Consider the following 23,213-nt stretch of genomic DNA (forward strand, 5'->3'; position numbering starts at 1 on the left):
CTGGCCCTGCACCTCGGCAGCTGCCGGGGTCGGTGCCCAGTCCGATCGATCGGTTGGAGGACCCATGTCACCCCTTTTGAAAGCCATTCTCTTGTGCGGGCCGGCTTCGGTCTCGCCGTACGCGTTCGCCCAGAACGCCCCACCAGCCCCGCCTGCAAGCGCCTCGGCCGCCGCGCCGTACCGATCGGCCTTCGAGGCCTACCAGCCGTTCAAGGCCGATGAGGTACAGGACTGGCGCCGCAGCAACGACACCGTGCGTGAGGCCGGCGGTTGGCGTGCCTATGCCCGCGAGATCAGCGGGGCCGCCGCAGAGCCCCGAGCTCCAGCGCCAGCCGCTGGCACCGGGACGGCCGCGCCGCGTGATCCGCATGCAGGGCACCATCCATGAGGGGGCTCCAGGTTTCCATGGCCCTGGCCGCCGTCGCCATGGGCCTGGCGGGCTGCGCGGCACCCGACATGAATGCAGCCATGCGGCAGGCCAACGAGCTGGCCAGCCCGGTCTCCGGCCAAGCGCGCGCGGCGCTGGCGGACGAGGCCGGGCAGCGCGAGGCGGCCGTCGCCATGGCCCACGATCTGCTGTCCGCGCCCTTGACGATGGACGGTGCGGTGCAGCTGGCGCTGGTCCACAGCCCCGCCTTCCAGGCGGCGCTGGCGCAGGGCTGGGGCGAGCTGGCGCAGGCGCGGCAGCGCGGCTTGCCTGGTGGGCTCATGTTCTCGTTCGAGCGGCTGCGCGAGGGCGGCGACCTGGAGATTGGCCGGCTGCTGTCGATCGGGCTATTCGACCTGGTCACCCTGCCGCAGCGTCGCGCCGTCTCGCGGGTGCAGTCCGAACAGGCGCAGGTCCGCCTGGCCGGCCTCGTGGTCGACCAGGTCGCGGCTGCGCGCCGGTCCTGGGTTCGGGCCGTGGCGGCGCAGGAGATCCGGAGCTACGCCGAGCAGGTCAAGGACGCTGCCGAAGCCAGCGCCGAGCTGGCGCGGCGCATGCAGCTGGTCGGGAACTTCACCAAGCTGCAGGCCGCGCGCCAGCACCTGTTCTATGCCGACGCCACGGCGCGGCTGGCGGCGGCGCGGCAGGCTGCGGTCGCCACGCGGGAAGAACTGGTCCGCCAGTTGGGGCTCACGGCCGAACAGGCGGCATCGCTGAAGCTGCCTGAACGCCTGCCGGAGCTGCCTCGGTCGCCCCGGGCAACTGAGCAGGTCCACACGGCCTTGGCCGGGCAGCGGCTGGACGCCCGCCTCGCCAGGCTCGAGCTGGAGCAGATCGGCCGGGCCCGTGGCGTCGACCTGGCATCCGCCTTGGTCGACGTGGAGCTCGGCGCGCGTCGCGACACGCACTTCGGCGAGGGCGGGGAGCGCTCCAACACCCGCGGCTACGAGCTGGAGATTCGCCTGCCGGTCTTCGACTGGGGATCGACCCGCCGCGCCGCGCTGGACGCGCGTGCCCTGGAGGCGGCGAACCGCTATGAAGCGGTCGCCCGGGCGGCGAGTTCGCAGGCGCGGGAAAGCTATGCCGCCTACCGCACCGCCTATGACCTGGCGCGCCACCATCGCGACGAACTGGTGCCGCTGCGCAAGACCATCTCCGAGGAGAACCTGCTGCGCTACAACGGGATGCTGATCGGCGTGTTCGAGCTCCTGGCCGACGCGCGCGAGCAGGTCTCCGGCGTCATGGCCGCCATCGAGGCGCATCGCGACTTCTGGCTGGCCGATGCCGCACTCGCCTCCAGCCTGATCGGGCGGCCGATCGCCGGCCCGTCCCCCACCAACTCCCCGTCCACCGCCGGCGCACCCGCAGCCGAAGCGGGCCATTGAGGCGGGTGGAGCAAGCCACATGATCCCCACCAACACTCGCAGACGTTTCCTGACCGGCATGGGCGCCATGGCCGGTGCCGTCACGGCCGCCTCGGTCAGCCGGGTGGCGATGGCCGCCTTGCCCGAACCGGTCATCCAGACCACGGCCGACACGGCCGGGCCGCTGGTTCCGCCCACGGGCCGCCCCTACAACGCCGTGGTCACGCTCAACGGCTGGACCGCGCCCTGGCGCATGAACCAGGGTGTCAAGGAGTTCCACCTGGTCGCCGAACCGGTGGTGCGTGAGATGACGCCCGGCTTCAAGGCCCATCTCTGGGGCTACAACGGGCAGTCGCCGGGCCCCACCATCGAGGTGGTGGAGGGCGACCGAGTCCGCATCTTCGTGACCAACCGCCTGCCGGAGCACACCAGCGTGCACTGGCACGGACAGCGCCTGCCCAACGGCATGGACGGCGTCGGCGGGCTCACGCAACCCACCATCCAGCCGGGCAAGACCTTCGTGTACGAATTCGTCGCGCGCCGTCCGGGCACCTTCATGTACCACCCCCACGGGGACGAGATGGTGCAGATGGCGATGGGCATGATGGGTTTCTGGGTCACGCACCCCAAGGTCCCGCATCCGCTCATCGAAGAGGTCGACCGTGATTTCGTGTTCCTGCTCAATGCCTACGACATCGAGCCCGGGAGCTACACGCCCCGGATCATGACCATGACCGACTTCAACATCTGGACCTTCAACAGCCGGGTGTTTCCCGGCATCGCATCGATGAACGTGCGGCACGGCGACAAGGTCCGCATCCGGGTCGGCAACCTCACCATGACCAACCACCCCATGCACCTGCACGGGCACGAGTTCGTCGTCAGCGGCACTGACGGCGGCCCCACCCCCAAGGGCTCGCGCTGGCCCGAAGTCTCCGCCGACGTCGCGGTGGGCCAGATGCGGCAGCTCGAGTTCCTGGCGGACGAAGAGGGCGACTGGGCCTTCCATTGCCACAAGAGCCACCACACGATGGGTGCCATGGGGCACGACGTGCCCACCATGATCGGCGTGGACCACCGGGGCGTGGCGCGCAAGATCGGCAAGCTGGTGCCCGACTACATGGTCATGGGCGAGCGCGGCATGGCCGATATGGGCGAGATGGAGATGCCCCTGCCGGACAACACCCAGAAGATGATGGACGGGCACGGGCCCTTCGGCTCGCTGGAGATGGGCGGCATGTTCACCACCGTGAAGGTGCGGCGCGAGCAGCCGCGCGGCGACTACTCGGATCCGGGCTGGTTCAGGCACCCCGCCGGCACCGTGGCCTACGAGTTCACCGGCACGCTACCCGAGCCCACGCGGCAAGCACCCGCCAGAGGTCAGCCCGCGTCTGCCGCGTCCCCCGCGCCGGTGCCGCGGCAGGACGTGGAAGTCCGGGTCCGCAAGCCAGCCCCCGGCCACGGTGGCCACTGAACATCGGAGAAAGAACCATGAATAAACGCCTCGTCCTGTGCGCGCTCGCGGCCTGCGCATCGTCTTTTCTTGCCGTGGCTGCGGCCAGGGCCCACGAGAGCCACGGCGCGCCGAAAGCGGCGACCGAACCGATCCGGGAGCAGCAGCCCTGGGGCATCGCCGGCGACGCCCGGAACGCCCGGCGCACGATCCGCATCGACATGGGCGACGACATGCGATTCAGCCCGTCGCGCATCCAGCTGCGGCAAGGCGAAACGGTGCGGTTCGTGGTGCAGAACAAGGGAAAGGTGATGCACGAGATGGTCATCGGCACCCGGCAGGCGCTGGACGAGCATGCCGCGCTGATGCAGAAGTTTCCGAACATGGAACACGACGAGCCGCACATGGCGCATGTGTCGCCGGGCAAGCGAGGCGAGCTCGTGTGGACCTTCAACCGGGCGGGGTCCTTCGACTTCGCCTGCCTGATCCCCGGCCACTACCAGGCAGGCATGGTCGGCCGGATCGACGTCATTGCAAGCAAGGAGGTGAATCGATGACACATCGCAACCGCATGCAGCCCCGGCGCCGGGCGTTGCTTCTCGCTGTGGCCGCCGTGGCCATCCATCCCCTGGGCATGGCGGCGGCGCCCACTGCCCGCAAGCCGTCGGTGGAGGTCTGGAAGGACCCGCAGTGCGGCTGCTGCGCCGACTGGGTGGCCCATCTGCAGGCCAACGGTTTCGCGGTCACGGTGCACGAAACGGGCAACACCGCCGCCCGGGCCCGCCTGGGCATCGCCAACCGATACGGTTCCTGCCACACCGCGCAGGTGGGCGGCTATGCCATCGAGGGGCATGTGCCCGCGCGCGACATTCACCGGCTGCTGGCCGAAAAGCCGGCCGCACTGGGCCTGGCCGTGCCCGGCATGCCGGTCGGCTCGCCCGGCATGGACGCCCCCGCCTATGGCGGCCGGCGCGACGCCTACGACGTGCTGCTGCTCGCCAGCGACGGGTCGGCACAGGTGTGGAGCCACTATCGGGGGAACAAGGCATGAAGCACCTGATCACCGCGGCGCTGTTCGTGGGCTCGACCTTCACCTGGGCGCAGCAGGCCGGCGGCACCGATGGCCACGACGCCCACCATGCGCCGGCCGCCACGGCGCAGGCGCAGGCACCGTCCGAATTCGCCGAAGGCGAAGTGCGGCGGATCGACAAGTCCAACGCCAAGCTCACGCTGCGGCATGGCGAGATCAAAAGCCTGGACATGCCGCCCATGACCATGGTCTTCAGCGTCGCGGACGCGCAGTGGCTCGACAAGCTCAAGGTGGGGGACAAGGTGCGCTTCCAGGCCATCAGCCGGAATGGCGCCATGACGGTGACCGCCATCGAGCCGGTCCGGTAGGCCGGCCTTTCGTCAAGCGGGTCCTACGTGCGCGTGCGATCCGGCGGCCTAAATTGAAACGCCGCGGGACCGCCCCGTCCGGGAAGGCAACCACAGCAGGAGACATCCATGAAAGCTTTGATGACAGGCGTCCTGGCCAGCTTGCTGGCTGGCTGTGCGGCGATGCCCGGCACGGCGCCGCGCGAGCAGTCGATGGCGCGCGCTTCCGGACACGCCATGCACCACGGCGCCATGCACGGGCGGATGCACGGCGCAATGGGCTGCGGCATGCACGGCATGCACGGCATGCAGGGCACCGGTTCGGGCATGGCAGGCGGCATGGGAGCCGGCATGGCTGCATCCATGCGCACCATGGACGCCGACGGTGACGGCATGGTCTCGAAGGACGAGTTCATGAAGGCGCACGAGGCGATCTACGACGCCATGAAGAAGAACGACCGGGGCCAGGTGGCGATGGCCGACATGCAGGGCCGGTGCCCCATGATGCAAGGCCGATAGAAGGCCGTGCGGGGTTCGTCGTGATCGTCAACGCGCCGCCGTGACGTGCGGCGCGTGTGCCCGGTCCGGCCGGATCAGGCCGGCACGATGACCCCGCAGAGCACCCGTGCGCCGGAGTCGCCGGCGGGCTGGCTGCGCAGGTCGTCCGGCTTGTCATGCACCACGACGGATCGGCCCATCGCCGATCGCGGCCCGGGCCCGAGTGTGATGTTCGGGTTGAGGATGCTCAGGCTGCCGCGGCCGTCGGCCTGCACCGGCAGGTTGGGCATGTCGCCGGCGTGTGACTGGGTGGGGGGTTGAGCAGGCGGGCCGTGGCGACCGCTTTCGCCGGGGTCGAAATGGCCTTCGGCGGCGCCGAACGGCACCATGCGTCCACTGGCATCGGTCGACGGGCGGCAATTGCCGGCGGTGTGGATGTGGAACCCACGCGGCCCGGGCGAGCCAAGCCCTTCGACCTGGGCCACCACCAGGACACCCTGCGAAGTCTCGGTCATGCGCACGGTGCCGCCTGGCCGGCCTTCGGGGGTGCGCAAATGCGCGACCGCGGTGACTTCCCCTGCCGGCCCGGTCTGCAGGGAACCGCCCGTGCGCATCGGATGGTGCATGCCGCAGCCGGCCAGCAGCGCAGCGAGGGTGGCGAGGGTGGCGAGTCGGAAAGATGACATCGGAGGTCGTCCCGTGGGGTTGCGAACCCGCTCGGTATAGCACCGCGCGTACCGTCGGAACAACTCGAGGTAACGCGCGGTAAGTGCCGGGTCTGCGGCCGCGCTTCGTATGATGGCGCGCCGGCGCTGGGGCCGGTGCACCCGGAGTTTCCATGACCGCCTTGCTGCTTGGCCTGATCTTGTTCCTGGGCGTCCACTCGACGCGCATCGTCGCCGAGGGCTGGCGCGGCCGATTCATCGAGCGGCGCGGCGAAGGCGCCTGGAAGGGGCTCTACTCGGTCATCGCCGTGATCGGCTTCGTGCTGATCGTCTGGGGCTACGGTGTGGCGCGCCAGTCACCGTGGGTGCTCTGGACACCGCCCCGTGGCATGAACCACCTGGCGGCCCTGCTGACCGTGCCGGCATTCGTCCTGCTGGTCGCCGCCTACGTGCCCCGCAACCACCTGCGACTGCGCTTGCGCCATCCGATGATCCTGGGCGTCAAGCTCTGGGCCCTGGCGCATTTGCTGGCCAACGGCACAGTGGCCGACCTGCTGCTGTTCGGCTCCTTCCTGGCCTGGGCGGTGCTGGACTACCGGTCCTCGCGCCAGCGTGACCGCGCGGCGCAGGGGGCGGCCGGCCCCGCCGCCAGCGCCAGCACCAGCGCCACGATGGTCACGGTGGTGGTGGGCCTGCTGTTGTGGGCCGGTTTCGCGTTCTGGGCGCATGCCCGCTGGATCGGGGTTGCGCCCTTCGGCGCCTGAGCGCCCTGACGTTCCCGTGTCGCCGCTGGCCTCGGCGGTCTGTTCCACGATGCTGCGGTCATAGGCTTGCGGGCGCGCACGTCACCTGTGCCGCCGGGGCCGCGGCCGGTCCGTGCCTGAAGTTCGTCGATGCTTCGAGGCGTTCCTGGCTTGGTGTAGGCCCGCAGCGCACGTACAGGGCAGTTTGTTGCAGGTGCTTTCATCGGGAAACAAGGGCGGCGACCACACCGTCCTTGTCCGACATCGCGGAGCCAGTGGCTCTTTGCAGAATGACCGCATCGTCACAGATGGATGGGTGACATGACGCCACCCATCGAAAGGAATCCATGAGCAAGAAGCACGACTTCCTTCGCAGCGAACAAAGCCGCGACAAGCATCCTGAATCGGAGATGGTTGGCAGTGCCGCTTCGGTCGAGGAGGAGCAGCGACGCACCAGCGTCCAGAACGTGAGCCGGCAGGACCGCCAGGAGCCTCATCGGGGCAAGATCGAGAACGATCACAACAAGATGGGACAGACCCATCCGACCCAGAAGAACGAGGGCCAGCGCACCCCGGAAAGCCGCCATGACCGCCAGGTGATGGCCGGCGGGACGAACGTGGTGCAGGCGCGCACCGGCGGCAAGGGTGGCGGCCGCGGCACGCGCGGCGGCAACGTGGGCGGAAGCTCTACTTAGCGTCCGGCATCTCGATCTTCACCTCGAGCACTTCCAGGTTGTCCTGGCGCTCGAGCTGCACCTTGATATCGTCCGGGTTGATCTTCACGTACTTGCTGATGACGGCCACCAGGTCGCGCTGCAGCGCCGGCAGGTAGTCCGGCTGGTCGCCGTGGCGGCCGCTGCGCTCGTGCGCCAGGATGATCTGCAGCCGCTCCTTGGCGACCGCCGCCGTCTTCTTCTTCTCGCCGAGGAGGAAGGACAGTAGAGACGCCACTCCTTACCTCCCGCTGAACAGGCGCTTGAAGAAGCCCTGCTTCTGCGCGTCGACGAAACGAAGGGGACGGTCTTCTCCGAGGAAGCGTGCGACCACGTCCTGGTAGGCCTCGGACACGTCGGTGCCCTTGAGGTGCACGGCCGGGGTGCCCTGGTTGCTGGCCTGCAGCACGGATTCGCTCTCGGGGACGACGCCGATCAGCTTGATGCGCAGGATGTCCTGGATGTCCTCCAGCGACAGCATCTGGCCCTGGTCGACCCGGTTGGGGTTGTAGCGCGTGATGAGCAGGTGCTCCTTGATCGGCTCCTTGCCCTCGATCGCGCGGCGTGTCTTGCTGGACAACATGCCCAGGATGCGGTCGGAGTCGCGCACCGAGGACACCTCGGGGTTGGTCACGACCAGCGCCTCGTCGGCGAAGTGCATGGCGAGCAGGGCGCCCGTCTCGATGCCGGCGGGCGAGTCGCAGACGATGTAGTCGAAGCCCATGCCGGCCAGCTCGGTCAGCACGCGCTCGACGCCGTCCTTGGTGAGGGCTTCCTTGTCGCGGGTCTGGGAGGCGGCCAGGACGAACAGGTGTTCGCAGTTCTTGTCCTTGATCAGCGCCTGGTTGAGCGTGGCTTCGCCATGGATGACATTCACGAGGTCGTAGACCACGCGGCGCTCGCAACCCATGATCAGGTCCAGGTTGCGCAGGCCGACGTCGAAGTCGATGACGCAGGTCTTGTGCCCGCGCAGGGCCAGGGCGGACGCAAAGCTCGCGCTGGTGGTGGTCTTGCCCACCCCGCCCTTGCCGGATGTCACGACGATGATTCTTGCCATGTTGAGAGGGTCCTCGGTGGCTTGGATGGTTGGGGGACTCGCCTAGGCGATGGGGTCCATCACCAGGCGGCCTTCGCTGCCGCCGACCAGGCGGACCTGGGTGGGCTTGGACAGCACCTCGGCCGGCAACGGCACGTCGCTGGTGCGGTAGACGCCGGCGATGGAGATCAGCTCGGGCTCCATGCACAGCGAGATGATGCGGGCCTGGGTGTCACCCCGGGCCCCGGCGATGGCCTTGCCGCGCAAGGGCGCGTAGACGTGGATATGGCCGTCGGCGATCACTTCGGCGCCGGAGTTGACCATGCAGGTGACCACCAGGTCGCGGCCGCGGGCGTAGACCTGCTGGCCCGAACGCAACGGCCGGTCGATGACCAGGGCGGAAGTGGGTGGCGGCTCGATGTGCTGGACCTCGGCCGGTGCGGAGGCTTCGGGTTCGGCGCCTCGGGTGGCATTGAGCAGGGTCTCGGTGGTCGGGGCCAGGCCCGCTGCGATGGCCGCCTGCATCTGCTCGGCACTGCCGCCGCGAACGGCCAGCGGCAACATGCGGTATTCGCGCAGCAGGCGCACCAGGGCCAGGAAGTCCGGCATCTGGGCAGCGGGGGCCGCCACCAGCGGCGTGAGATCGACCACCAGCGGTTCGTTCTCGAAGAAATCGGGGATGTCTCCGAAACGCGCCTGAAGCTCTTCGGCCAAGAGGCTCAGGTCATGCGACTTGAGCAGCAGGGACAGCAAGGGCAGGGTGGCGCTCTTGATCTCGAACGTGGCGGGGACGCGGCTTGCGAGGGCAACGGTCATTCGGAGGAAGGCGCGAGCCTGGACGATACGGCGCGGCGATCTTAACAGTGGGTGCCGGCCGTTTCCTACAGTCACGGGGCAAGCCGCGCCTGATGTCGCATTCAGTGGAAGTCCACACTGACTTTTCCACACTTCGACGCGCCGGGCATGAAGCTGCACCAGTCCCGGTTGCCCGGTCTGCTCGCGGCAGGCCTGGGTGGCGGCCTCGAGGTCAGCCGGCGAATCCACGCCGGCGGCTTGCCGGAGGGTTCGCTCATGGCGTGCGGGGCGGCCGCGGGCGCGTGGTGCGGGCCTCGAACCACAGGTACAGCAGCGTCGCCAGCATGAGCGGCGCGATGTAGTACAGGGCGCGGTAGCCCAGCAGCGCGGCGATGAGCTGCCATTCGGGTACGCGGTGGGCCAGCAGCGCGATGAACACTGCTTCCAGTACGCCCAGGCCCGCGGGCACGTGCGTGATGACCCCGGCCATGGCGGCGACCAGCAGCACGTTGAGTACGGCGGGATAGGGCGCCTGGCCCTGCAGCAGCAGCCAGATGATGGCGCCCATGATCATCCAGTTGCCGCAGGACATGACCAACTGCAGCGGCACCATGCGGCGCGGTGGTAGCAGTAACTCGTGGCCCCTCAGCATGAAGCTGCGCCGGGGAGACCACATGCACAACGCGATATAGGCCAGCGCCAGCGCCACCAGCACCGCCCCCAACCACCGCAGCTCGGACGCTTGCACGTTCCACTCGGGTGGCAGCGCCAGCGGCCAGAGCAGGAAGGCCACGCCGCCCAGCAGCAGATACCCCAGCCAGTTGGTCAGCATGCTCAGCGACATGACGCGGCCGATGGTGCCGTTGTCCAGCCCCAACTGCGAGTACATGCGAAAGCGAAAGGCGATGCCGCCGACGATGGCGCCGAGGTTGAGGTTGAACGCGTAGCTGATGAAGTTGACCTTGAAGACCTTCAGGGCCGGTACCTGGTGCCCCGTGTAGTGCCGCCCCAGCAGGTCGAAGCAGCTGATGAGGGCGAAGCTGCAGGCGGTGAGGGCGGCGGCGCCGGCGAGCACCTGGCCGGGCGTTCCGATGAGCGCCTCCCAGACGCGGGCCCATTCCACGGTGCGGGCATAGCGCACGATGAACCAGGCGACCGCCGCGAAGAAGGCCAGCGTCAACACCCGCGTGATGCGCCCCCACCAGGTGCCGGTTTTCGGCGGACCGGGCGCTGGCGTGGCGGCGCCGGCGCGCAGGGTCATGACGGATCCTTGGCAGCTACCGGTGGCTGCAGGGCAGCGTCCAGGTCGACGGCCGCCCTCGAGGCCAGGTGCGGATCGTGGCGCGGCAGCCGGCTGAGCCATTGTGGAAACTTGCGCATCACGTGGAAGGCGATGTAGCTGCGCACCAGGTCCAGCCCACGCACGGGCGGCAGCGAATCGCGTTCCACCTCGCGGCAGCTGTCCCGGACCAGGCGGTCCAGGCGGCTCATGAGCTCGGCGTTGAAGGCGCGATCGCGGATGAGGACATTGGCCTCCAGGTTGAGCCCCAGGCTGAGCGGGTCGAGATTGCTCGAACCCACGGTGGCCCACTCGCGGTCGACCAGTGCCACCTTGCCGTGCAGCGGGCGATCGCAGTATTCGAAGACCCGCACGCCGGTCTTCAGCAGGTGGTGGTAAAGGGTGCTGGCCGCCGTCTTCACGATGGCCATGTCGGGCTGGCCCTGCAGGATCAGCCGCACTTCCACGCCCCGCCGTGCCGCCTGCCGCAGTTCCCGCACCAGCCGGTAGCCGGGGAAGAAGTAGGCGTTGGCGATCACCACCCGTTCACGGGCACTGCGGATGGCATGGCGGTAGTGCCGCTCGATGTCGTCACGGTGTTCCACGTTGTCGCGCACGACGAAGCGCGCGTAGGCCGGCCCGGCGTGCGGCAGCTCGGGAGGCTGGGCCCTGAGCTGGCGGCGCCAGCGCCACCACCGATGGCGGCGCTGCTGGCGCATGCCGCGTGCGAGCTGCGCATGCACGAAGCGGTGAATGGTTTCGACGATGGGACCGTGCACTTCCACCGCGTAGTCCTGCTTGGCCTGCGGGCCATAGTCGGCCAGGTGGTCGGCCGAGAAGTTGATGCCGCCCACGAAGGCGAGGCGGCCGTCGATCACGATGATCTTGCGGTGCATGCGCCGCAGCAGCTTCACGAAGCGCAGGCGCTGGCTGCGCGGGCCCGGATCGAAGATGTGCACGCGCACCCCGGCAGTCGTGAGTGCACCGAGGAACTCGTCGGACAGATCGGGTGAGCCCCAGCCGTCGATGGTCAGGTCCACCTGCACCCCCCGCCGCGCCGCAGCCACCAGGGCGGCCTGCAGCTGCAGCCCGACCTTGTCCTCGAACAGGATGAAGGTCTCGACCACGATCTCGGAGCGCGCCTGTCCCATGGCCTCGAACACGCGCGGGTAGAAGGCTTCACCGTTCTCGAGCAGGTCGAAGCGGTTGCCTGGCAGCCAGTCGTTCATAGATGGATCTCCGCCGCGAGCGGGGCATGGTCGGAGAGGTGGGCCCACGGCCGCCGGGGCAGGACCACGGGCAGGTGGACAGAGGCATTGCGCACATAGATGCGGTCCAGGCACAGCAGGGGAAAGCGCGAGGGAAAGGTGCGCGCCGGCTCACCATAGGCGTTGACGAACACCTCCTTCAGCCCGGCCCCCTTCCAGAGGATGCCGTCTGCCCGGCGGCGCCAGTCGTTGAAGTCGCCGGCCACGATCAACGGTGCGTTTTCCGGCACTTCGTTGCGCACCATGTCGCACAGCATCTCCAACTGCTGGCGGCGGTGCGACTCGGCCAGCCCCAGGTGCACGCAGACCACGTGAACATCGATCGGTTGCCCCGGCATCCTCAGCACGCAGTGCAGCAGGCCGCGCTTTTCCGGACCTTCGATCGAGATGTCGTGGTTGCGGTCGTGCACGATCGGAAACTTGGACATCACCGCGTTCCCGTGGTGGCCCTCGCCTTTCGGATACACCACGTTTCGGCCATAGGCGAACTGCGGCCAGATGTCGTCGGCCAGGAACTCGTAGTGCGGGGCCTCGGGCCAGCCGCTGAAGCGCTTGCCGTGTTCGTCGTGCAGTCCCAGCACCTCTTGCAGGAACACGACATCGGCGCCCACCTTGCGTACGGCATCACGCAGCTCCGGCAACATGAACTTGCGGTTGAAGAAGGTGAAACCTTTGTGGATGTTGACCGTCATGACGGTCAGGGTGGGGGCGTTGGCCGTGCTGTCGGTCATGGCCGCGGGGTGGTGGGCTCGGGTGGCTGCTGGGAGCATCGGTTGTACAGACGGGTCAGCGGCCGAACTGTAGGACGCCAAGCCAAGTCTCTGTCTTCGGCACGGGAAGCCCAGCGCACGGCGGCCGGCTGTAGGACGGCATTGAAGCCCTGTGCAGGCGACCCCCGCCGCTGCATGAAGGAAGCGATCCATTTGATCTCGGCCAGCCCTCGCTTGGGGCCTGCCCGCGGGGCGCCCCGGCACACTGGGGACATGGCTCATGCATTTGCTCGACGGGGTGCGACCGCTGCGCTGGCGCTGCTGGCGATCGCGGGATCGCCCCTCGTGCAGGCGCAGCAGGCGCCATCCTGGCGGCCCGACGCCTATTTCGTGGAAGGCGGCCGCTCCGCGCGCGGCACCGTGATCGGCGGAGTTGGCGTCCGATGGGACTGGGATTGGCAGGCGGTGCGATGGGGCAGCCAGTTCAGCGCGGCGACCGAAGCATCGCTGGGCTACTGGCGCGCCGAGATTCCCGGCGGCCATCGCAGCAATGTGCAGCTGGCGCTGGTGCCGCTCTTGCGCTGGCGCCCGCAAGAGGGCGCCTCGCCCTGGTTCGTCGAAGGCGGCATCGGCCTGTCGCTGCACCAGCGCCACCATGAGGCGCAGGAGGTGCGCCTGAGCACGCGCTGGAACTTCCATGACACGCTGGCCGTGGGCCGCAGCTTCGGCCCCGACCAGGAGCTGAGCCTGCGGGTGTTGCACGTGTCGAACGCCGGCGCGCGCAGGCCGAATCCAGGCGCCGACATCGTGCTGCTGCGCTGGACCAGGCGGTACTGACCCCCCCGAAGCGGCTTCGCCGCCTCCCCCCCGGGGGGGCGCAACCAGCGGCCCGGCAAAGCCGATTCCGCGGTAGCCGCTGGAGGGGCCACTTCGACGGGCTCAGGACAGGCCTACCGCTGCGCGGTGGCCTGGGCGGCGTTCACCCCAGGGGGGGGCGCCACCAGCGGCCCGGCAAAGCCGATTCCGCGGTGGCGCTGGCAGCGAGCGTCGCCTTAGCCGGCGTGGTGGCGATGGCCTTGGCCATGATCACCGCCGCGGCGCATGCCGCGCGAGCCCAGCTCGTCGAAGGTCTTCTTCTGCTCGGGCGTGAGCGTGGCGTAAAAGCTCTTGGTGGCTTCGGCGCGCTGGTCCATTTGCGCCATGCGCTCGGCGCGCAGGCTGCGCATCCGGTCGATGCGCTCGGGCGTGGTCATCCTGGCCCAAGCGTCCCGGTCCATGCGCGGACCCCGTGGCTGCGGCTGCAGCTGGGTGGTGAACTCGGTCCACGCGCCCTCCTGGCCGGGCGTGAGCTGCAGCTTTTGCTTGAGGTCGGCCATGCGGCGCTGGAAGCGCTCCTGCATCTGGGCCGGATCCCTGTGGCCACGGTGGGCCCCGGGCTGCCCCTGGCCGCTCGGCGGTGCGGCGGGAGCCTGGGCGAAGGCGCCGCCGGCAAGCGCGGCGAGCAGGGCGGTGGCAACCAGCGAACTACGGATGGATGTCATGTGAACACTCCTGTCATCTGAAACCCACTGCCGGTGCGGCAGCGTGGAATGCAGTGTCCGGGCGAGGTGTCAAGCGCTTGTTGGGGTTGTGTGAGCCGCGTGTAAATCCGGCGTGCCGGCCAACCCATCCAGGATGGGGCACTCGGGCCGTTCATCGCCATGGCAGCAGGCGATGAGCTGCTCCAGCGTGCGCTGCATCTCGCGCAGGGCCTCGATGCGTCGTGACAGGTCGTCGGCATGCCGCTGTGCAATGCGGCGCACGTTGGCGCTGCTGCGGCGGCGGTTTCGCCACAGGCCGACGAGTTCCTGGATCTCGGCCATGGAAAAGCCGAGGTCACGGGCGCGCTTGATGAAGCGCAGCAGGTGCACCTCGGTCTCGCCATATTGGCGATAGCCGCCTTCGCTGCGCGCCAGGGTGGGCAGCAGGCCCAGCGATTCGTAGTGGCGCACCATCTTGGGCGAAACGCCCGAGCGGCGCGCGGCTTCTCCGATGTTCATTGGACCGTGTAGCCCTCTTCGCGGATGGCCTGCGCCACGGCCTCCCGCGGCTGCCCGGTCTGCACCTCGACCTTGCCGGCGGGCCGGTCGATGATGACCTCGGCCTGCGGGTCCAGGCCTTTGACCGCTTCGGTCACGGCGCGCTCACAATGGCCGCAGGTCATGCCCTGCACCTCGAATTGCTGCTTCATGGGATCTCCTTCCGGTTGCGACACCAGGAGCTTCAACCCTCCCACCGTGGAAAGGTCAAGGCATGGTGCATGCCCGTATCTTCATCGGGGTTGATCCGGATCAACTCTTGACCCTCCCATGATGGCAGGGTTGATGCTCTCGCCCATGAACACTGCCACCACCGCCTCCATCCTAGAACGCCCGGCGCAAGAGCCGCTTGCCACCCTCGACCTCGGGGTCGGAGGCATGACCTGCGCGTCCTGCGTCGGGCGGGTCGAGCGGGCGCTGAAGAAGGTTCCTGGCGTGCAGGCCGCCACGGTGAACCTGGCCACCGAATCGGCGCGGGTGGTGTTCGCTCCGGCCGACCAGGCCGAGGCGCAGATCCGCCGCGCCGTCCGCGAGGCCGGCTACGAGCCGCGTGCCGCCACGGCGCAGGCCGGGCAGGAGGGGTCCGCCTGGGCGGGCTTCGCCCCGGTGGGCATCGGCCTGTTGCTGTCGGCGCCGCTGGTGCTGCCGATGCTGGGCGACCTGCTGGGCTACCACTGGATGCTGCCGGCGTGGCTGCAGTTCCTGCTGGCGACGCCTGTGCAGTTCGTCCTGGGAGCGCGCTTCTACAAGGCGGGCTGGCACGCGCTGCGCGCTGGCAGCGGCAACATGGACCTGCTGGTGGCCCTGGGCACCAGCGCAGGCTGGGGACTGTCGGTGTGGCTGTGGCTCACGCACGAATCGCCGCACCTGTACTTCGAGGCGTCGGCGGTGGTCATCACGCTGGTGCTGCTGGGCAAATGGCTCGAGGCGCGGGCCAAGCGCCAGACCACCGCCGCCATCCGGGCGCTGCACGCCCTGAAGCCGGACATCGCCCACGTCATCCGGCGCAATGGCCAGGAGCTGGACCTGCCGCTGGACGAGGTGCTGCCGGGCGACCGGCTGGTGGTGCGGCCGGGCGAGCGGGTGCCGGCCGACGGGCTGGTGGAGGAGGGCCGCACCCAGGTCGACGAATCCATGCTCACCGGGGAGCCGCTTCCCGTGCCCAAGGCCGCGGGCGGGCGCCTGACCGGGGGCAGCATCAACGGGGAGGGCCGCCTGGTCATGCAGGTCACGGCGGTCGGCAGCGAGACGGTGCTGGCGCGGATCATCCGCCTGGTGGAGGACGCGCAGGCGGGCAAGGCGCCGATCCAGCGCCTGGTCGACCGCGTGTCGTCGGTCTTCGTGCCGGTGGTCCTGGTGATCGCGGTGGCCACCGCGCTGGGCTGGCTGGTCGCCGGGGTCGGCATCGAGGCAGCGCTGATCCACGCGGTGACGGTGCTGGTGATCGCCTGCCCCTGCGCCCTGGGCCTGGCCACGCCGGCCGCCATCATGGCCGGCACCGGGGTCGCCGCGAGCCAGGGCATCCTGGTCAAGGATGCGCAGGCGCTGGAGCTGGCGCACCGGGTGGACACCGTGGTTTTCGACAAGACCGGCACGCTGACGGTGGGCCGTCCGCGCCTGGTGGCGTTCGTCGCCCCCGGAGGCGACGAGCGCGCGCAGCTGGCGCTGGCGGCGGGCCTGCAGGCCGGCAGCGAGCACCCGCTGGCCAGGGCCGTGGTGCAGCGGGCGCAGGAGCAGTCTGTGGCCGTGCCGACCGCGACCGGACTGCGCGCGGTGCCCGGACGCGGCACCGAGGGCGAGGTGGCCGGGCGCCAGCTGCTGATCGGCAGCCTGGCCTGGCTGCAGGAGCTGGGGGTGCCGCTCGGTTCGCTGCAGCAGGAGATCGAGCGCTGGCAACTGCAGGGTGCGACGGTCTCGGCCCTGGTCGAGCGCGCTCCCGGGGGCCTGGTCGCGCGGGCCTTGATGGTCTTCGCCGACGAGCCCAAGCCGGAGGCGGCCCAGGCGCTGGCAGGGCTTCGCGCGCGTGGGTTGCGGCTGATGATGATCTCGGGCGACAACCGGGCCGCCGCGCTGGGCATGGCGCGACGTCTGGGCCTGGCCGAGGAGGAAGTGATGGCCGAGGTCTTGCCGGGTGACAAGTCCTCCCGCATCGCCGGGCTGCGGGAGGGCGGCCACGTGGTGGCGATGGTGGGTGACGGTGTCAACGATGCACCGGCGCTGGCCGCCGCCGACGTGGGCATGGCCATGGCGACCGGCACCGACGTCGCCATGCACGCGGCCGGCGTCACCCTGATGCGCGGCGACCTTCGCCTGGTGGCCGGCGCGCTCGACATTTCCGACCGCACGGTGCGCAAGATCCGGCAGAACCTGTTCTGGGCCTTCATCTACAACGTGGCCGGCATTCCGCTGGCGGCGCTGGGCTTCCTCAGCCCCGTGGTCGCCGGCGCCGCGATGGCGATGTCCAGCGTGAGCGTGATGGCCAACGCGCTGCTCCTGAAGCGCTGGCGCCTGCCTGACGCTTGACCTGCGTCAAGCGCCCGCCGGGGGCGCTGGGCCAAGCTGTGGTGCCTTCAGGAGACGAGACATGCACCCACCCGTCAGCGCCATCCAGATCATTCGCGACGAGCACGCCGCCGTGGCGGCCGTGCTGCGTTCGCTGCTGCGCCTGCTCGACGAAGGCCCCCAGGACGAGCCGGAACGCTTCTTCGACGTGCTGCGGGCCATGCTGTTCTACATCGACGAGTTTCCCGAGCGGCGCCACCACCCCAAGGAATCGGACCTGCTGTTCCCGCGCCTGGCCCGCATCGCGCCGGAGCTGATGCCGGTGATCCGGCGGCTCGAGTCGGACCATGTGCAAGGGGAGGGCCGGGTGCGTGAACTGCAGCACCTGCTGCTGGCCTGGGAGCTGCTGGGCGAGTCCCGACGGCCGGCATTCGAAGGCGCGGCGCGTGAGTACGTGCGCTTCTACCTGGATCACATGCGCGCAGAAGAGGTGCAGCTGCTGCCGGTGGCCGAGCGCGAGTTGCCCGCTGCTGATCGCGCCGAGCTGGACGCTGCCTTCGGTCGCGATCGCGATCCGATGGCTGGCGGGCTTGCGGAGCCGGGTTACGAGCGCCTGTTCTCGCGAATCGTGCTCAGCACCCCGGCGCCACTGGGCGTGGGAGCGCCGCTTGCCCACCGCGACGCCGAGCGTGTGGCCGGGTAGGGGGCGGTCTCCTGTTCCAGCCGGCTGAGCCAGGCGATCGCCTGTTCCCGCGAGCTTCCGCACATGTCTGCCGACGGCTGCAGGCCACGGCAGACCGCCGGGCGCGACGCCATGCCGAACAGCCGGCACCCGCCTCGCGGGTCGAGTTGCACGCAGGGCACGCCCGCGGGTTTGCCGGCAGGCATGCCCGGAATCGGGGAGCTGATCGATGGGGCGATGCAGCAGGCGGAGCAGTGGGGGCGGCAATCCATGGGAGAGGGGCAGGCCGACGCGGTGCGTCTGGAGGGAGACGGCCAGTACCAGGCAAGGGGTGCATTCTGGGCGATCGCGGTGCTGCGTGGGCGGTGCTTGACCCAAGCAGCCCCTCGCCGGCTGCGGTTGGGGGCGGCCGGTAAAATTCCGGCCCCGGATCGGGCGCCGCGGGCTGGCCGTGCTGGCCGCCCGCCCGCCCCGACGAAGTCCCCTGCCGTACCCGGAAGCGCACCCGGGTGCCGGCCCCGACCAAGCCCGACGGCTGGAGAGCTGAATGTTGTATCCCGAAGAATTCGACGTGATCGTCGTCGGCGGCGGCCATGCCGGCACCGAGGCTGCGCTGGCGGCCGCCCGCATGGGCTGCAAGACCCTGCTGTTGACCCACAACATCGAGACGCTGGGCCAGATGAGCTGCAACCCCTCGATCGGCGGCATCGGCAAGGGCCACCTGGTCAAGGAGGTGGACGCGCTGGGCGGCGCCATGGCCATCGCCACGGACGAGGCGGGCATCCAGTTCCGCATCCTCAACAGCTCCAAGGGGCCGGCGGTGCGTGCCACACGGGCCCAGGCCGACCGGGTGCTTTACAAGGCGGCGATCCGCGCCCGTTTGGAAAACCAGGCCAACCTCAGCCTGTTCCAGCAGGCCGTGGACGACCTGATGGTCGAGGGCGACCGAGTGGTGGGGGCGGTGACGCAGATCGGCATTCGCTTCCGGGCCCGTGCGGTGGTGCTCACGGCCGGGACCTTCCTGGACGGCAAGATCCACGTGGGCCTGAACCACTACGCGGCAGGCCGGGCCGGGGACCCGCCGGCGGTGTCGCTGTCGGCGCGGCTGAAAGAGCTGAAGCTGCCGCAGGGACGCCTCAAGACCGGCACGCCGCCGCGCATCGACGGCCGCACGATCGACTTCTCGCGCTGCGAGGAGCAGCCGGGCGACCTGGATCCGGTGCCGGTCTTCAGTTTCATGGGCCAGGCGCGCATGCACCCGCGCCAGGTGCCCTGCTGGATCACCCATACCAACGAACGCACGCACGAGATCATCCGCTCCGGCTTCGACCGCAGCCCCATGTTCACCGGCAAGATCGAAGGCGTGGGCCCGCGCTACTGCCCCAGCGTGGAGGACAAGATCAACCGGTTCGCGGGCAAGGAGAGCCACCAGATCTTCCTGGAGCCGGAGGGCCTGAGCACGCACGAGTTCTATCCGAACGGCATCTCGACCAGCTTGCCATTCGACGTGCAGTACGAGCTGGTGCGCTCCATGCCGGGCCTGGAGCGGGCGCACATCCTGCGCCCCGGCTACGCAATCGAGTACGACTATTTCGACCCCCGCGCGCTCAAGAGCAGCTTCGAGACCCGCCAGATCGCGGGCTTGTTCTTTGCGGGGCAGATCAATGGCACCACCGGCTACGAGGAAGCGGCGGCGCAGGGGTTGTTCGCCGGCGTCAACGCGGCCCTGGCGTGCCGGGGCGAGCCGGCCTGGTTGCCGGGCCGCGACGAGGCCTACCTGGGCGTCCTGGTGGACGACCTGATCACCAAGGGGGTGACCGAGCCCTACCGCATGTTCACCAGCCGCGCCGAGTTCCGGCTGCAGCTGCGCGAGGACAACGCGGACATGCGCCTCACCGAAGCCGGGCGCCGCCTGGGGCTGGTCGACGACGCGCGCTGGGCCGCCTTCGGCCGCAAGCGGGACGCTGTTTCACGTGAAACAGAGCGGCTGAAGTCGACGTGGGTCAATCCCCGCAACCTGCCTCCCGCCGAGTCGGAGCGAGTGTTGGGCAAGAGCATCGAGCGGGAATACAGCCTGCTGGACCTGCTGCGCCGGCCCGGGGTGAGCCACGCCGCACTCCTCGGCATGGACGGCGGCCGGTACGCCACCGACGCTGTTTCACGTGAAACGTTGGGCGAGTTGCACGACGCGGTGGTCGAGCAGGTCGAAATCGGAGCCAAGTACGCCGGCTACATCGATCGCCAGAAGGACGAGGTGGAGCGGTCCGCCTACTACGAGAAGCTCCGGCTGCCCGACGAACTCGATTACATGCAGGTGTCGGCGCTCAGCATCGAAGTGCGGCAGAAGCTCGCCAAGCACCGACCGGAAACCCTGGGGCAGGCTTCGCGCATCTCGGGTGTCACGCCGGCCGCCATCTCGCTGCTGCTGGTGCATCTCAAGAAGACCCGCTCCAAGGGCTTTGCCCAGGCCGCGAGTTCGCAGCCGGCATGAGCGGCGACGATCCGCTCGAGCAACGCCTGCGCGCGGGCCTCGAGGCGCTGGCCCTCCACCTGTCGGATGCGCAGGTCCAGCAGCTGATGGCCTACCTGGGCCTGATCCAGAAATGGAACCGCGTCTACAACCTCACGGCAGTCCGTCAACCGCAGGAGATGCTCACGCACCACCTGCTCGACAGCCTGGCGATCGTGGCGCCGCTTCGCCGCCACGCGAGGGGCCGTGCGCTCCGGGTTCTGGATGTCGGCTCGGGCGCCGGCCTGCCGGGCGTGGTGCTGGCGATTTGCTCCCCGGAGTGGGCCGTGGACTGCGTCGATACGGTCGCCAAGAAGGCGGCTTTCATCCAGCAGGTGGCCGCGGCCCTGAAGCTGCGCAATCTGCGCGGCCTGCACGCCCGCGTCGAGACGCTGGCTTCCGCCTATGACGTGGTCTGCTCCCGCGCGTTCGCCACCTTGGCCGACTTCACCGCCTGGTCGGGGCGGTGCCTGGCGGCGGAAGGCGCCTGGATGGCGATGAAGGGCAAGCACCCCGCCGACGAGATCGCCGTGGTCGAGCGGCACGGGGTGGACGTGTTTCACGTGGAACAGTTGCAGGTTCCCGGCCTCGAAGCAGACCGTTGCCTCGTCTGGATGAAAAAGCGCGAGGGGCTCACTTAAACTCGGCCGTTCTTTCCGGCCCGCTAGCCATTCCGCTTATCGCCTGTCGCATGTTCGGCGTTGCAGATCCCGGCGCTTTCGCGCCTGCGCCCCTCGTATCCCCGAGTCTTCATGGCCGGGCCGCCGATCAGTCGGTGAATCCGCCGGTCTCCCACCACCTGTCGGCCCGCGGAGGGGCCTGAACCATGGCAAAGATCTTTTGCGTCGCGAACCAGAAGGGCGGGGTGGGCAAGACCACGACGGCCGTCAACCTGGCGGCCGGCCTGGCCAAAGTCGGGCAACGGGTGCTGCTGGTGGACCTTGACCCCCAGGGCAACGCCACCATGGGTTCCGGCGTGGACAAGCGCAAGCTCGAGCACTCGGTTTACGACGTGCTGCTGGAATCCTCGACCTTGCCCCAGGCCCGGGTGCGGGCGGAGAAGTGCGGTTATGACGTGCTGGGCGCCAATCGCGAGTTGGCCGGCGCCGAGGTCGAGCTGGTCGGCCTGGACCGGCGCGAAAAGCGACTGAGGCAAGCCATCCAGGCGGTCGAGGGCGAGTACGACTTCGTCCTGATCGACTGCCCGCCCTCCCTTTCGATGCTGACCTTGAATGGGCTTTGCGCTGCGCATGGCGTCGTGGTGCCCATGCAATGCGAGTACTTCGCGCTCGAGGGCCTGTCGGACCTGGTCAACACCATCAAGCAGGTGCACGGCAACCTCAACCCGGATCTGAAAATCATCGGACTGCTGCGGGTGATGTTCGACACCCGCATCACCTTGCAGCAGCAGGTGAGCGACCAACTCAAGGCGCACTTCGGCGAGAAGGTGTTCAACACCGTCATCCCGCGCAACGTGCGCCTGGCCGAGGCCCCCAGCTACGGGTTGCCGGGTGTGGTGTTCGACCCGGGCGCGCGCGGCAGCCAGGCTTTCGTCGAATTCGCCAGCGAGATGGTGGCCCGCATCCGGAAGATGTGAGATGGACGCCGCCGACGTCCTGCTCCTGCCGGGCTGGCATGGCAGCGGCCCGCAGCATTGGCAAACGCTCTGGGAGCGGCAGCATGGCTACCGCAGGGTGGAGCAGCATGACTGGGAGCAGCCGCTGCGGGGCGACTGGGTCGCGCGGCTGCAGGACGTGGTGCTGTCGCGGCCCGGGCCCCTCGTGCTGGTGGCCCACAGCCTGGCCTGCCTGCTGGTGGCGGCCTGGGCGGCCGCCAGCCGCGAAACGCTGCGCGTCAGGGCCGCCCTGTTGGTGGCCCCGCCGGACCCGGCGCAGCTGCCCCTGCATGGCTGGTCGCGGTTGTCACCGGGGCCCCTGCCGTTTCGCAGCCTGACCGTGGCCAGCCGCAACGACCCGTTCTGCCAGCCTGGGCGCGCGCGCATGCTGGCCGCGGGCTGGGGATCGGGATTCGTCGAGGCCGGCGACGCCGGCCACCTGAACGCCGATTCCAGCCTGGGCAGCTGGCCCGAGGGCCACGCGCTGCTTCAGGCCCTGTTGAAGGATTGATTTTTTCCAGAGGAATGCCGGATATGGCCACCAAGAAACTCAAGGGACTCGGTCGTGGGCTGGAAGCGCTGCTCGGCCCGCGGCTGGAGGAGGGCGCCGCGGCGCAAGTCGAGGTCCCCGCCGCCAACCCGGGGCTGCCTGCCTCGCTGCTGCTGTCGGACATGGTGCCCGGTGCCTACCAGCCCCGCACCCGCATGGACGAGGGCGCCCTTTACGAGCTGGCCGAAAGCATCAAGTCGCAGGGCATCATGCAGCCGATCCTGGTGCGCAAGCTGGCCAACGGACCCAACGGCGGCAAGTACGAAATCATTGCCGGCGAACGGCGCTTCCGCGCGGCGCGGCTGGCCGGCCTGGACAGCGTGCCGGTGCTGGTGCGCGACGTGCCCGACGAGGCTGCGGCCGCCATGGCCCTGATCGAGAACATCCAGCGCGAGGACCTCAACCCGCTGGAAGAGGCGCAGGGCCTGCAGCGGCTGGTGCGCGAATTCGGCCTGACGCACGAGCAGGCGGCACAGGCCGTGGGCCGCTCGCGCAGCGCGGCGTCCAACCTGCTGCGCCTGCTGAACCTGGCCGATCCCGTGCAGACGATGTTGATGGCCGGTGACCTGGACATGGGCCATGCCCGAGCGCTGCTGGCGCTGGAGCGTGCCTCGCAGATCACCGCGGCCAACCAGATCGCGGCGCGCAAGCTCTCGGTGCGCGAAGCCGAGGGGCTGGTCAAGAGGATCGGGGCCGAGTTCAGCCTGGTGTCGCCCAAGCCCAAGAAAGAGAAGTCGCGCGACCTGCGGCGCCTGGAGGAGGAGCTGTCGGACCTGCTCACCGCCGAAGTGGAGGTGCGGGTGAAAAAGCGGGTCAAGCGCCATGGCCGCAACGAGGAGATGGGCGAAGTCGCCATCCAGTTCGGATCGCTGGACGAGCTCAATGGCCTGCTCGAACGCCTGCGCGGCTAAGGCCGAATTGCGCTGGATTCTGTAGCGATACGGCGCGG

27 protein-coding genes and 1 pseudogene are annotated in these 23,213 nt (G+C 69.2%); 17 read left to right on the forward strand and 11 right to left on the reverse strand.

Annotated features, from left to right (window positions below; genetic code table 11):
- The first annotated feature begins 64 nt into the window (after positions 1-64).
- From JI739_RS13030 to JI739_RS13060, 7 genes are all read left to right on the forward strand, one after another.
- Positions 65-388, forward strand: coding sequence for a hypothetical protein (locus JI739_RS13030; RefSeq protein WP_201684347.1), 324 nt, complete (start codon positions 65-67; stop codon positions 386-388).
- Complete coding sequence (locus JI739_RS13035; protein ID WP_201684348.1) at positions 385-1,812, forward strand: TolC family protein; 1,428 nt, start codon at positions 385-387, stop codon at positions 1,810-1,812. The genes JI739_RS13030 and JI739_RS13035 overlap by 4 nt, the downstream gene beginning before the upstream one ends.
- A 19-nt stretch (positions 1,813-1,831) precedes the next feature.
- Positions 1,832-3,265 carry a multicopper oxidase family protein gene (locus JI739_RS13040; protein ID WP_201684349.1) on the forward strand — a complete coding sequence of 478 codons (1,434 nt, stop codon included), beginning with the start codon at positions 1,832-1,834 and terminating at the stop codon, positions 3,263-3,265.
- 17 nt (positions 3,266-3,282) lie between these two features.
- A complete protein-coding gene (locus tag JI739_RS13045) occupies positions 3,283-3,801 on the forward strand; it encodes a cupredoxin domain-containing protein (RefSeq protein ID WP_201684350.1) in 519 nt (172 codons plus the stop codon).
- Entirely contained in the window at positions 3,798-4,295 is a 498-nt protein-coding gene (locus JI739_RS13050; RefSeq protein WP_236589546.1) for a DUF411 domain-containing protein, read from the forward strand. Before JI739_RS13045 ends, JI739_RS13050 begins: the two co-directional genes overlap by 4 nt.
- Positions 4,292-4,642, forward strand: coding sequence for a copper-binding protein (locus JI739_RS13055; protein WP_201684351.1), 351 nt, complete (start codon positions 4,292-4,294; stop codon positions 4,640-4,642). The genes JI739_RS13050 and JI739_RS13055 overlap by 4 nt, the downstream gene beginning before the upstream one ends.
- Positions 4,643-4,750: 108 nt before the next feature.
- A complete protein-coding gene (locus JI739_RS13060; protein WP_201684352.1) occupies positions 4,751-5,140 on the forward strand; it encodes a hypothetical protein in 390 nt (129 codons plus the stop codon).
- A gap of 74 nt (positions 5,141-5,214) precedes the next feature.
- Here JI739_RS13060 and JI739_RS13065 read toward each other — a convergent pair whose 3' ends face one another.
- Complete coding sequence (locus tag JI739_RS13065) at positions 5,215-5,805, reverse strand: superoxide dismutase family protein (RefSeq protein ID WP_201684353.1); 591 nt, start codon at positions 5,803-5,805, stop codon at positions 5,215-5,217.
- 152 nt (positions 5,806-5,957) lie between these two features.
- Between JI739_RS13065 and JI739_RS13070 the strand changes: the two genes are divergently transcribed.
- Together JI739_RS13070 and JI739_RS13075 are read left to right on the forward strand one after the other, a co-directional pair.
- On the forward strand, positions 5,958-6,548 hold the full coding sequence (locus JI739_RS13070; protein ID WP_201684354.1) for an NnrU family protein: 591 nt from the start codon (positions 5,958-5,960) through the stop codon (positions 6,546-6,548).
- 326 nt (positions 6,549-6,874) lie between these two features.
- Positions 6,875-7,222, forward strand: coding sequence for a hypothetical protein (locus tag JI739_RS13075; protein ID WP_236589629.1), 348 nt, complete (start codon positions 6,875-6,877; stop codon positions 7,220-7,222).
- Here the strand turns inward: JI739_RS13075 and minE are convergent.
- The 6 genes from minE to JI739_RS13105 all read right to left on the reverse strand — a co-directional run bounded on the left by minE (position 7,215) and on the right by JI739_RS13105 (position 12,388).
- Positions 7,215-7,478, reverse strand: coding sequence for a cell division topological specificity factor MinE (gene minE / locus JI739_RS13080; RefSeq protein ID WP_201684355.1), 264 nt, complete (start codon positions 7,476-7,478; stop codon positions 7,215-7,217). The genes JI739_RS13075 and minE overlap by 8 nt on opposite strands.
- Positions 7,479-7,481: 3 nt before the next feature.
- Positions 7,482-8,297, reverse strand: coding sequence for a septum site-determining protein MinD (gene minD, locus JI739_RS13085; protein WP_201684356.1), 816 nt, complete (start codon positions 8,295-8,297; stop codon positions 7,482-7,484).
- Positions 8,298-8,339: 42 nt separating this feature from the next.
- The gene (minC, locus tag JI739_RS13090; protein ID WP_201684357.1) at positions 8,340-9,092 is read right to left on the reverse strand and encodes a septum site-determining protein MinC; all 753 of its coding nucleotides are present in this window, start codon (positions 9,090-9,092) and stop codon (positions 8,340-8,342) included.
- A 253-nt stretch (positions 9,093-9,345) separates the two neighbouring features.
- Positions 9,346-10,332: a lysylphosphatidylglycerol synthase domain-containing protein gene (locus JI739_RS13095; RefSeq protein ID WP_201684358.1), complete on the reverse strand. Its 987-nt coding sequence runs from the start codon at positions 10,330-10,332 to the stop codon at positions 9,346-9,348.
- Positions 10,329-11,579: a cardiolipin synthase ClsB gene (clsB, locus tag JI739_RS13100; protein WP_201684359.1), complete on the reverse strand. Its 1,251-nt coding sequence runs from the start codon at positions 11,577-11,579 to the stop codon at positions 10,329-10,331. Before clsB ends, JI739_RS13095 begins: the two co-directional genes overlap by 4 nt.
- Entirely contained in the window at positions 11,576-12,388 is an 813-nt protein-coding gene (locus JI739_RS13105) for an endonuclease/exonuclease/phosphatase family protein (protein ID WP_435531605.1), read from the reverse strand. Before JI739_RS13105 ends, clsB begins: the two co-directional genes overlap by 4 nt.
- Before the next feature lie 213 nt (positions 12,389-12,601).
- Here JI739_RS13105 and JI739_RS13110 point away from each other — a divergent pair, with 213 nt between their 5' ends.
- A complete protein-coding gene (locus JI739_RS13110; RefSeq protein ID WP_201684361.1) occupies positions 12,602-13,165 on the forward strand; it encodes an acyloxyacyl hydrolase in 564 nt (187 codons plus the stop codon).
- A 215-nt stretch (positions 13,166-13,380) separates the two neighbouring features.
- Here the strand turns inward: JI739_RS13110 and JI739_RS13115 are convergent, their stop codons facing one another.
- The 3 genes from JI739_RS13115 to JI739_RS13125 form a co-directional block, all read right to left on the reverse strand.
- Complete coding sequence (locus JI739_RS13115) at positions 13,381-13,869, reverse strand: Spy/CpxP family protein refolding chaperone (protein ID WP_201684362.1); 489 nt, start codon at positions 13,867-13,869, stop codon at positions 13,381-13,383.
- 69 nt (positions 13,870-13,938) lie between these two features.
- A complete protein-coding gene (gene cueR / locus JI739_RS13120; RefSeq protein WP_201684363.1) occupies positions 13,939-14,367 on the reverse strand; it encodes a Cu(I)-responsive transcriptional regulator in 429 nt (142 codons plus the stop codon).
- Positions 14,364-14,558 (reverse strand): heavy-metal-associated domain-containing protein, encoded by a 195-nt coding sequence (locus JI739_RS13125; RefSeq protein ID WP_201684364.1) that lies wholly within the window; start codon positions 14,556-14,558, stop codon positions 14,364-14,366. The genes cueR and JI739_RS13125 overlap by 4 nt, the downstream gene beginning before the upstream one ends.
- A 145-nt stretch (positions 14,559-14,703) precedes the next feature.
- Here JI739_RS13125 and JI739_RS13130 point away from each other — a divergent pair, with 145 nt between their 5' ends.
- Together JI739_RS13130 and JI739_RS13135 are read left to right on the forward strand one after the other, a co-directional pair.
- Complete coding sequence (locus tag JI739_RS13130; RefSeq protein WP_201684365.1) at positions 14,704-16,929, forward strand: heavy metal translocating P-type ATPase; 2,226 nt, start codon at positions 14,704-14,706, stop codon at positions 16,927-16,929.
- A 61-nt stretch (positions 16,930-16,990) separates the two neighbouring features.
- Entirely contained in the window at positions 16,991-17,611 is a 621-nt protein-coding gene (locus tag JI739_RS13135) for a hemerythrin domain-containing protein (RefSeq protein WP_201684366.1), read from the forward strand.
- Here JI739_RS13135 and JI739_RS24460 read toward each other — a convergent pair.
- Positions 17,599-17,862 (reverse strand): annotated as a pseudogene (locus JI739_RS24460) (YkgJ family cysteine cluster protein); the annotation flags it as partial. The gene JI739_RS13135 and the pseudogene JI739_RS24460 sit on opposite strands and share 13 nt — an antisense overlap.
- A 275-nt stretch (positions 17,863-18,137) precedes the next feature.
- Between JI739_RS24460 and mnmG the strand changes: the two are divergent.
- From mnmG to JI739_RS13160, 5 genes are all read left to right on the forward strand, one after another.
- Positions 18,138-20,081 (forward strand): tRNA uridine-5-carboxymethylaminomethyl(34) synthesis enzyme MnmG, encoded by a 1,944-nt coding sequence (gene mnmG / locus JI739_RS13140; protein WP_201684367.1) that lies wholly within the window; start codon positions 18,138-18,140, stop codon positions 20,079-20,081.
- Positions 20,078-20,740 carry a 16S rRNA (guanine(527)-N(7))-methyltransferase RsmG gene (gene rsmG, locus JI739_RS13145; protein ID WP_201684368.1) on the forward strand — a complete coding sequence of 221 codons (663 nt, stop codon included), beginning with the start codon at positions 20,078-20,080 and terminating at the stop codon, positions 20,738-20,740. Before mnmG ends, rsmG begins: the two co-directional genes overlap by 4 nt.
- Positions 20,741-20,925: 185 nt before the next feature.
- A complete protein-coding gene (locus JI739_RS13150; protein WP_201684369.1) occupies positions 20,926-21,696 on the forward strand; it encodes a ParA family protein in 771 nt (256 codons plus the stop codon).
- A 1-nt stretch (position 21,697) separates the two neighbouring features.
- A complete protein-coding gene (locus tag JI739_RS13155; protein WP_201684370.1) occupies positions 21,698-22,225 on the forward strand; it encodes an RBBP9/YdeN family alpha/beta hydrolase in 528 nt (175 codons plus the stop codon).
- A 23-nt stretch (positions 22,226-22,248) separates the two neighbouring features.
- Positions 22,249-23,175 (forward strand): ParB/RepB/Spo0J family partition protein, encoded by a 927-nt coding sequence (locus JI739_RS13160; protein WP_201684371.1) that lies wholly within the window; start codon positions 22,249-22,251, stop codon positions 23,173-23,175.
- Positions 23,176-23,213 lie beyond the last annotated feature (38 nt).

Origin of the sequence: Ramlibacter aurantiacus, assembly GCF_016722895.1 — a bacterium.
GTDB classification, from domain to species: domain Bacteria; phylum Pseudomonadota; class Gammaproteobacteria; order Burkholderiales; family Burkholderiaceae_C; genus Ramlibacter; species Ramlibacter aurantiacus.

Coding starts and splice junctions, on each gene's coding strand:
- JI739_RS13030 (WP_201684347.1), top strand. CDS start 65: ATGTCACCCCTTTTGAAAGCCATTCTCTTGTGCGGGCCGGCTTCGGTC.
- JI739_RS13035 (WP_201684348.1), top strand. CDS start 385: ATGAGGGGGCTCCAGGTTTCCATGGCCCTGGCCGCCGTCGCCATGGGC.
- JI739_RS13040 (WP_201684349.1), top strand. CDS start 1,832: ATGATCCCCACCAACACTCGCAGACGTTTCCTGACCGGCATGGGCGCC.
- JI739_RS13045 (WP_201684350.1), top strand. CDS start 3,283: ATGAATAAACGCCTCGTCCTGTGCGCGCTCGCGGCCTGCGCATCGTCT.
- JI739_RS13050 (WP_236589546.1), top strand. CDS start 3,798: ATGACACATCGCAACCGCATGCAGCCCCGGCGCCGGGCGTTGCTTCTC.
- JI739_RS13055 (WP_201684351.1), top strand. CDS start 4,292: ATGAAGCACCTGATCACCGCGGCGCTGTTCGTGGGCTCGACCTTCACC.
- JI739_RS13060 (WP_201684352.1), top strand. CDS start 4,751: ATGAAAGCTTTGATGACAGGCGTCCTGGCCAGCTTGCTGGCTGGCTGT.
- JI739_RS13065 (WP_201684353.1), bottom strand. CDS start 5,805: ATGTCATCTTTCCGACTCGCCACCCTCGCCACCCTCGCTGCGCTGCTG.
- JI739_RS13070 (WP_201684354.1), top strand. CDS start 5,958: ATGACCGCCTTGCTGCTTGGCCTGATCTTGTTCCTGGGCGTCCACTCG.
- JI739_RS13075 (WP_236589629.1), top strand. CDS start 6,875: ATGAGCAAGAAGCACGACTTCCTTCGCAGCGAACAAAGCCGCGACAAG.
- minD (WP_201684356.1), bottom strand. CDS start 8,297: ATGGCAAGAATCATCGTCGTGACATCCGGCAAGGGCGGGGTGGGCAAG.
- minC (WP_201684357.1), bottom strand. CDS start 9,092: ATGACCGTTGCCCTCGCAAGCCGCGTCCCCGCCACGTTCGAGATCAAG.
- JI739_RS13095 (WP_201684358.1), bottom strand. CDS start 10,332: ATGACCCTGCGCGCCGGCGCCGCCACGCCAGCGCCCGGTCCGCCGAAA.
- clsB (WP_201684359.1), bottom strand. CDS start 11,579: ATGAACGACTGGCTGCCAGGCAACCGCTTCGACCTGCTCGAGAACGGT.
- JI739_RS13105 (WP_435531605.1), bottom strand. CDS start 12,388: ATGCTCCCAGCAGCCACCCGAGCCCACCACCCCGCGGCCATGACCGAC.
- JI739_RS13110 (WP_201684361.1), top strand. CDS start 12,602: ATGGCTCATGCATTTGCTCGACGGGGTGCGACCGCTGCGCTGGCGCTG.
- JI739_RS13115 (WP_201684362.1), bottom strand. CDS start 13,869: ATGACATCCATCCGTAGTTCGCTGGTTGCCACCGCCCTGCTCGCCGCG.
- cueR (WP_201684363.1), bottom strand. CDS start 14,367: ATGAACATCGGAGAAGCCGCGCGCCGCTCGGGCGTTTCGCCCAAGATG.
- JI739_RS13125 (WP_201684364.1), bottom strand. CDS start 14,558: ATGAAGCAGCAATTCGAGGTGCAGGGCATGACCTGCGGCCATTGTGAG.
- JI739_RS13130 (WP_201684365.1), top strand. CDS start 14,704: ATGAACACTGCCACCACCGCCTCCATCCTAGAACGCCCGGCGCAAGAG.
- JI739_RS13135 (WP_201684366.1), top strand. CDS start 16,991: ATGCACCCACCCGTCAGCGCCATCCAGATCATTCGCGACGAGCACGCC.
- mnmG (WP_201684367.1), top strand. CDS start 18,138: ATGTTGTATCCCGAAGAATTCGACGTGATCGTCGTCGGCGGCGGCCAT.
- rsmG (WP_201684368.1), top strand. CDS start 20,078: ATGAGCGGCGACGATCCGCTCGAGCAACGCCTGCGCGCGGGCCTCGAG.
- JI739_RS13150 (WP_201684369.1), top strand. CDS start 20,926: ATGGCAAAGATCTTTTGCGTCGCGAACCAGAAGGGCGGGGTGGGCAAG.
- JI739_RS13155 (WP_201684370.1), top strand. CDS start 21,698: ATGGACGCCGCCGACGTCCTGCTCCTGCCGGGCTGGCATGGCAGCGGC.
- JI739_RS13160 (WP_201684371.1), top strand. CDS start 22,249: ATGGCCACCAAGAAACTCAAGGGACTCGGTCGTGGGCTGGAAGCGCTG.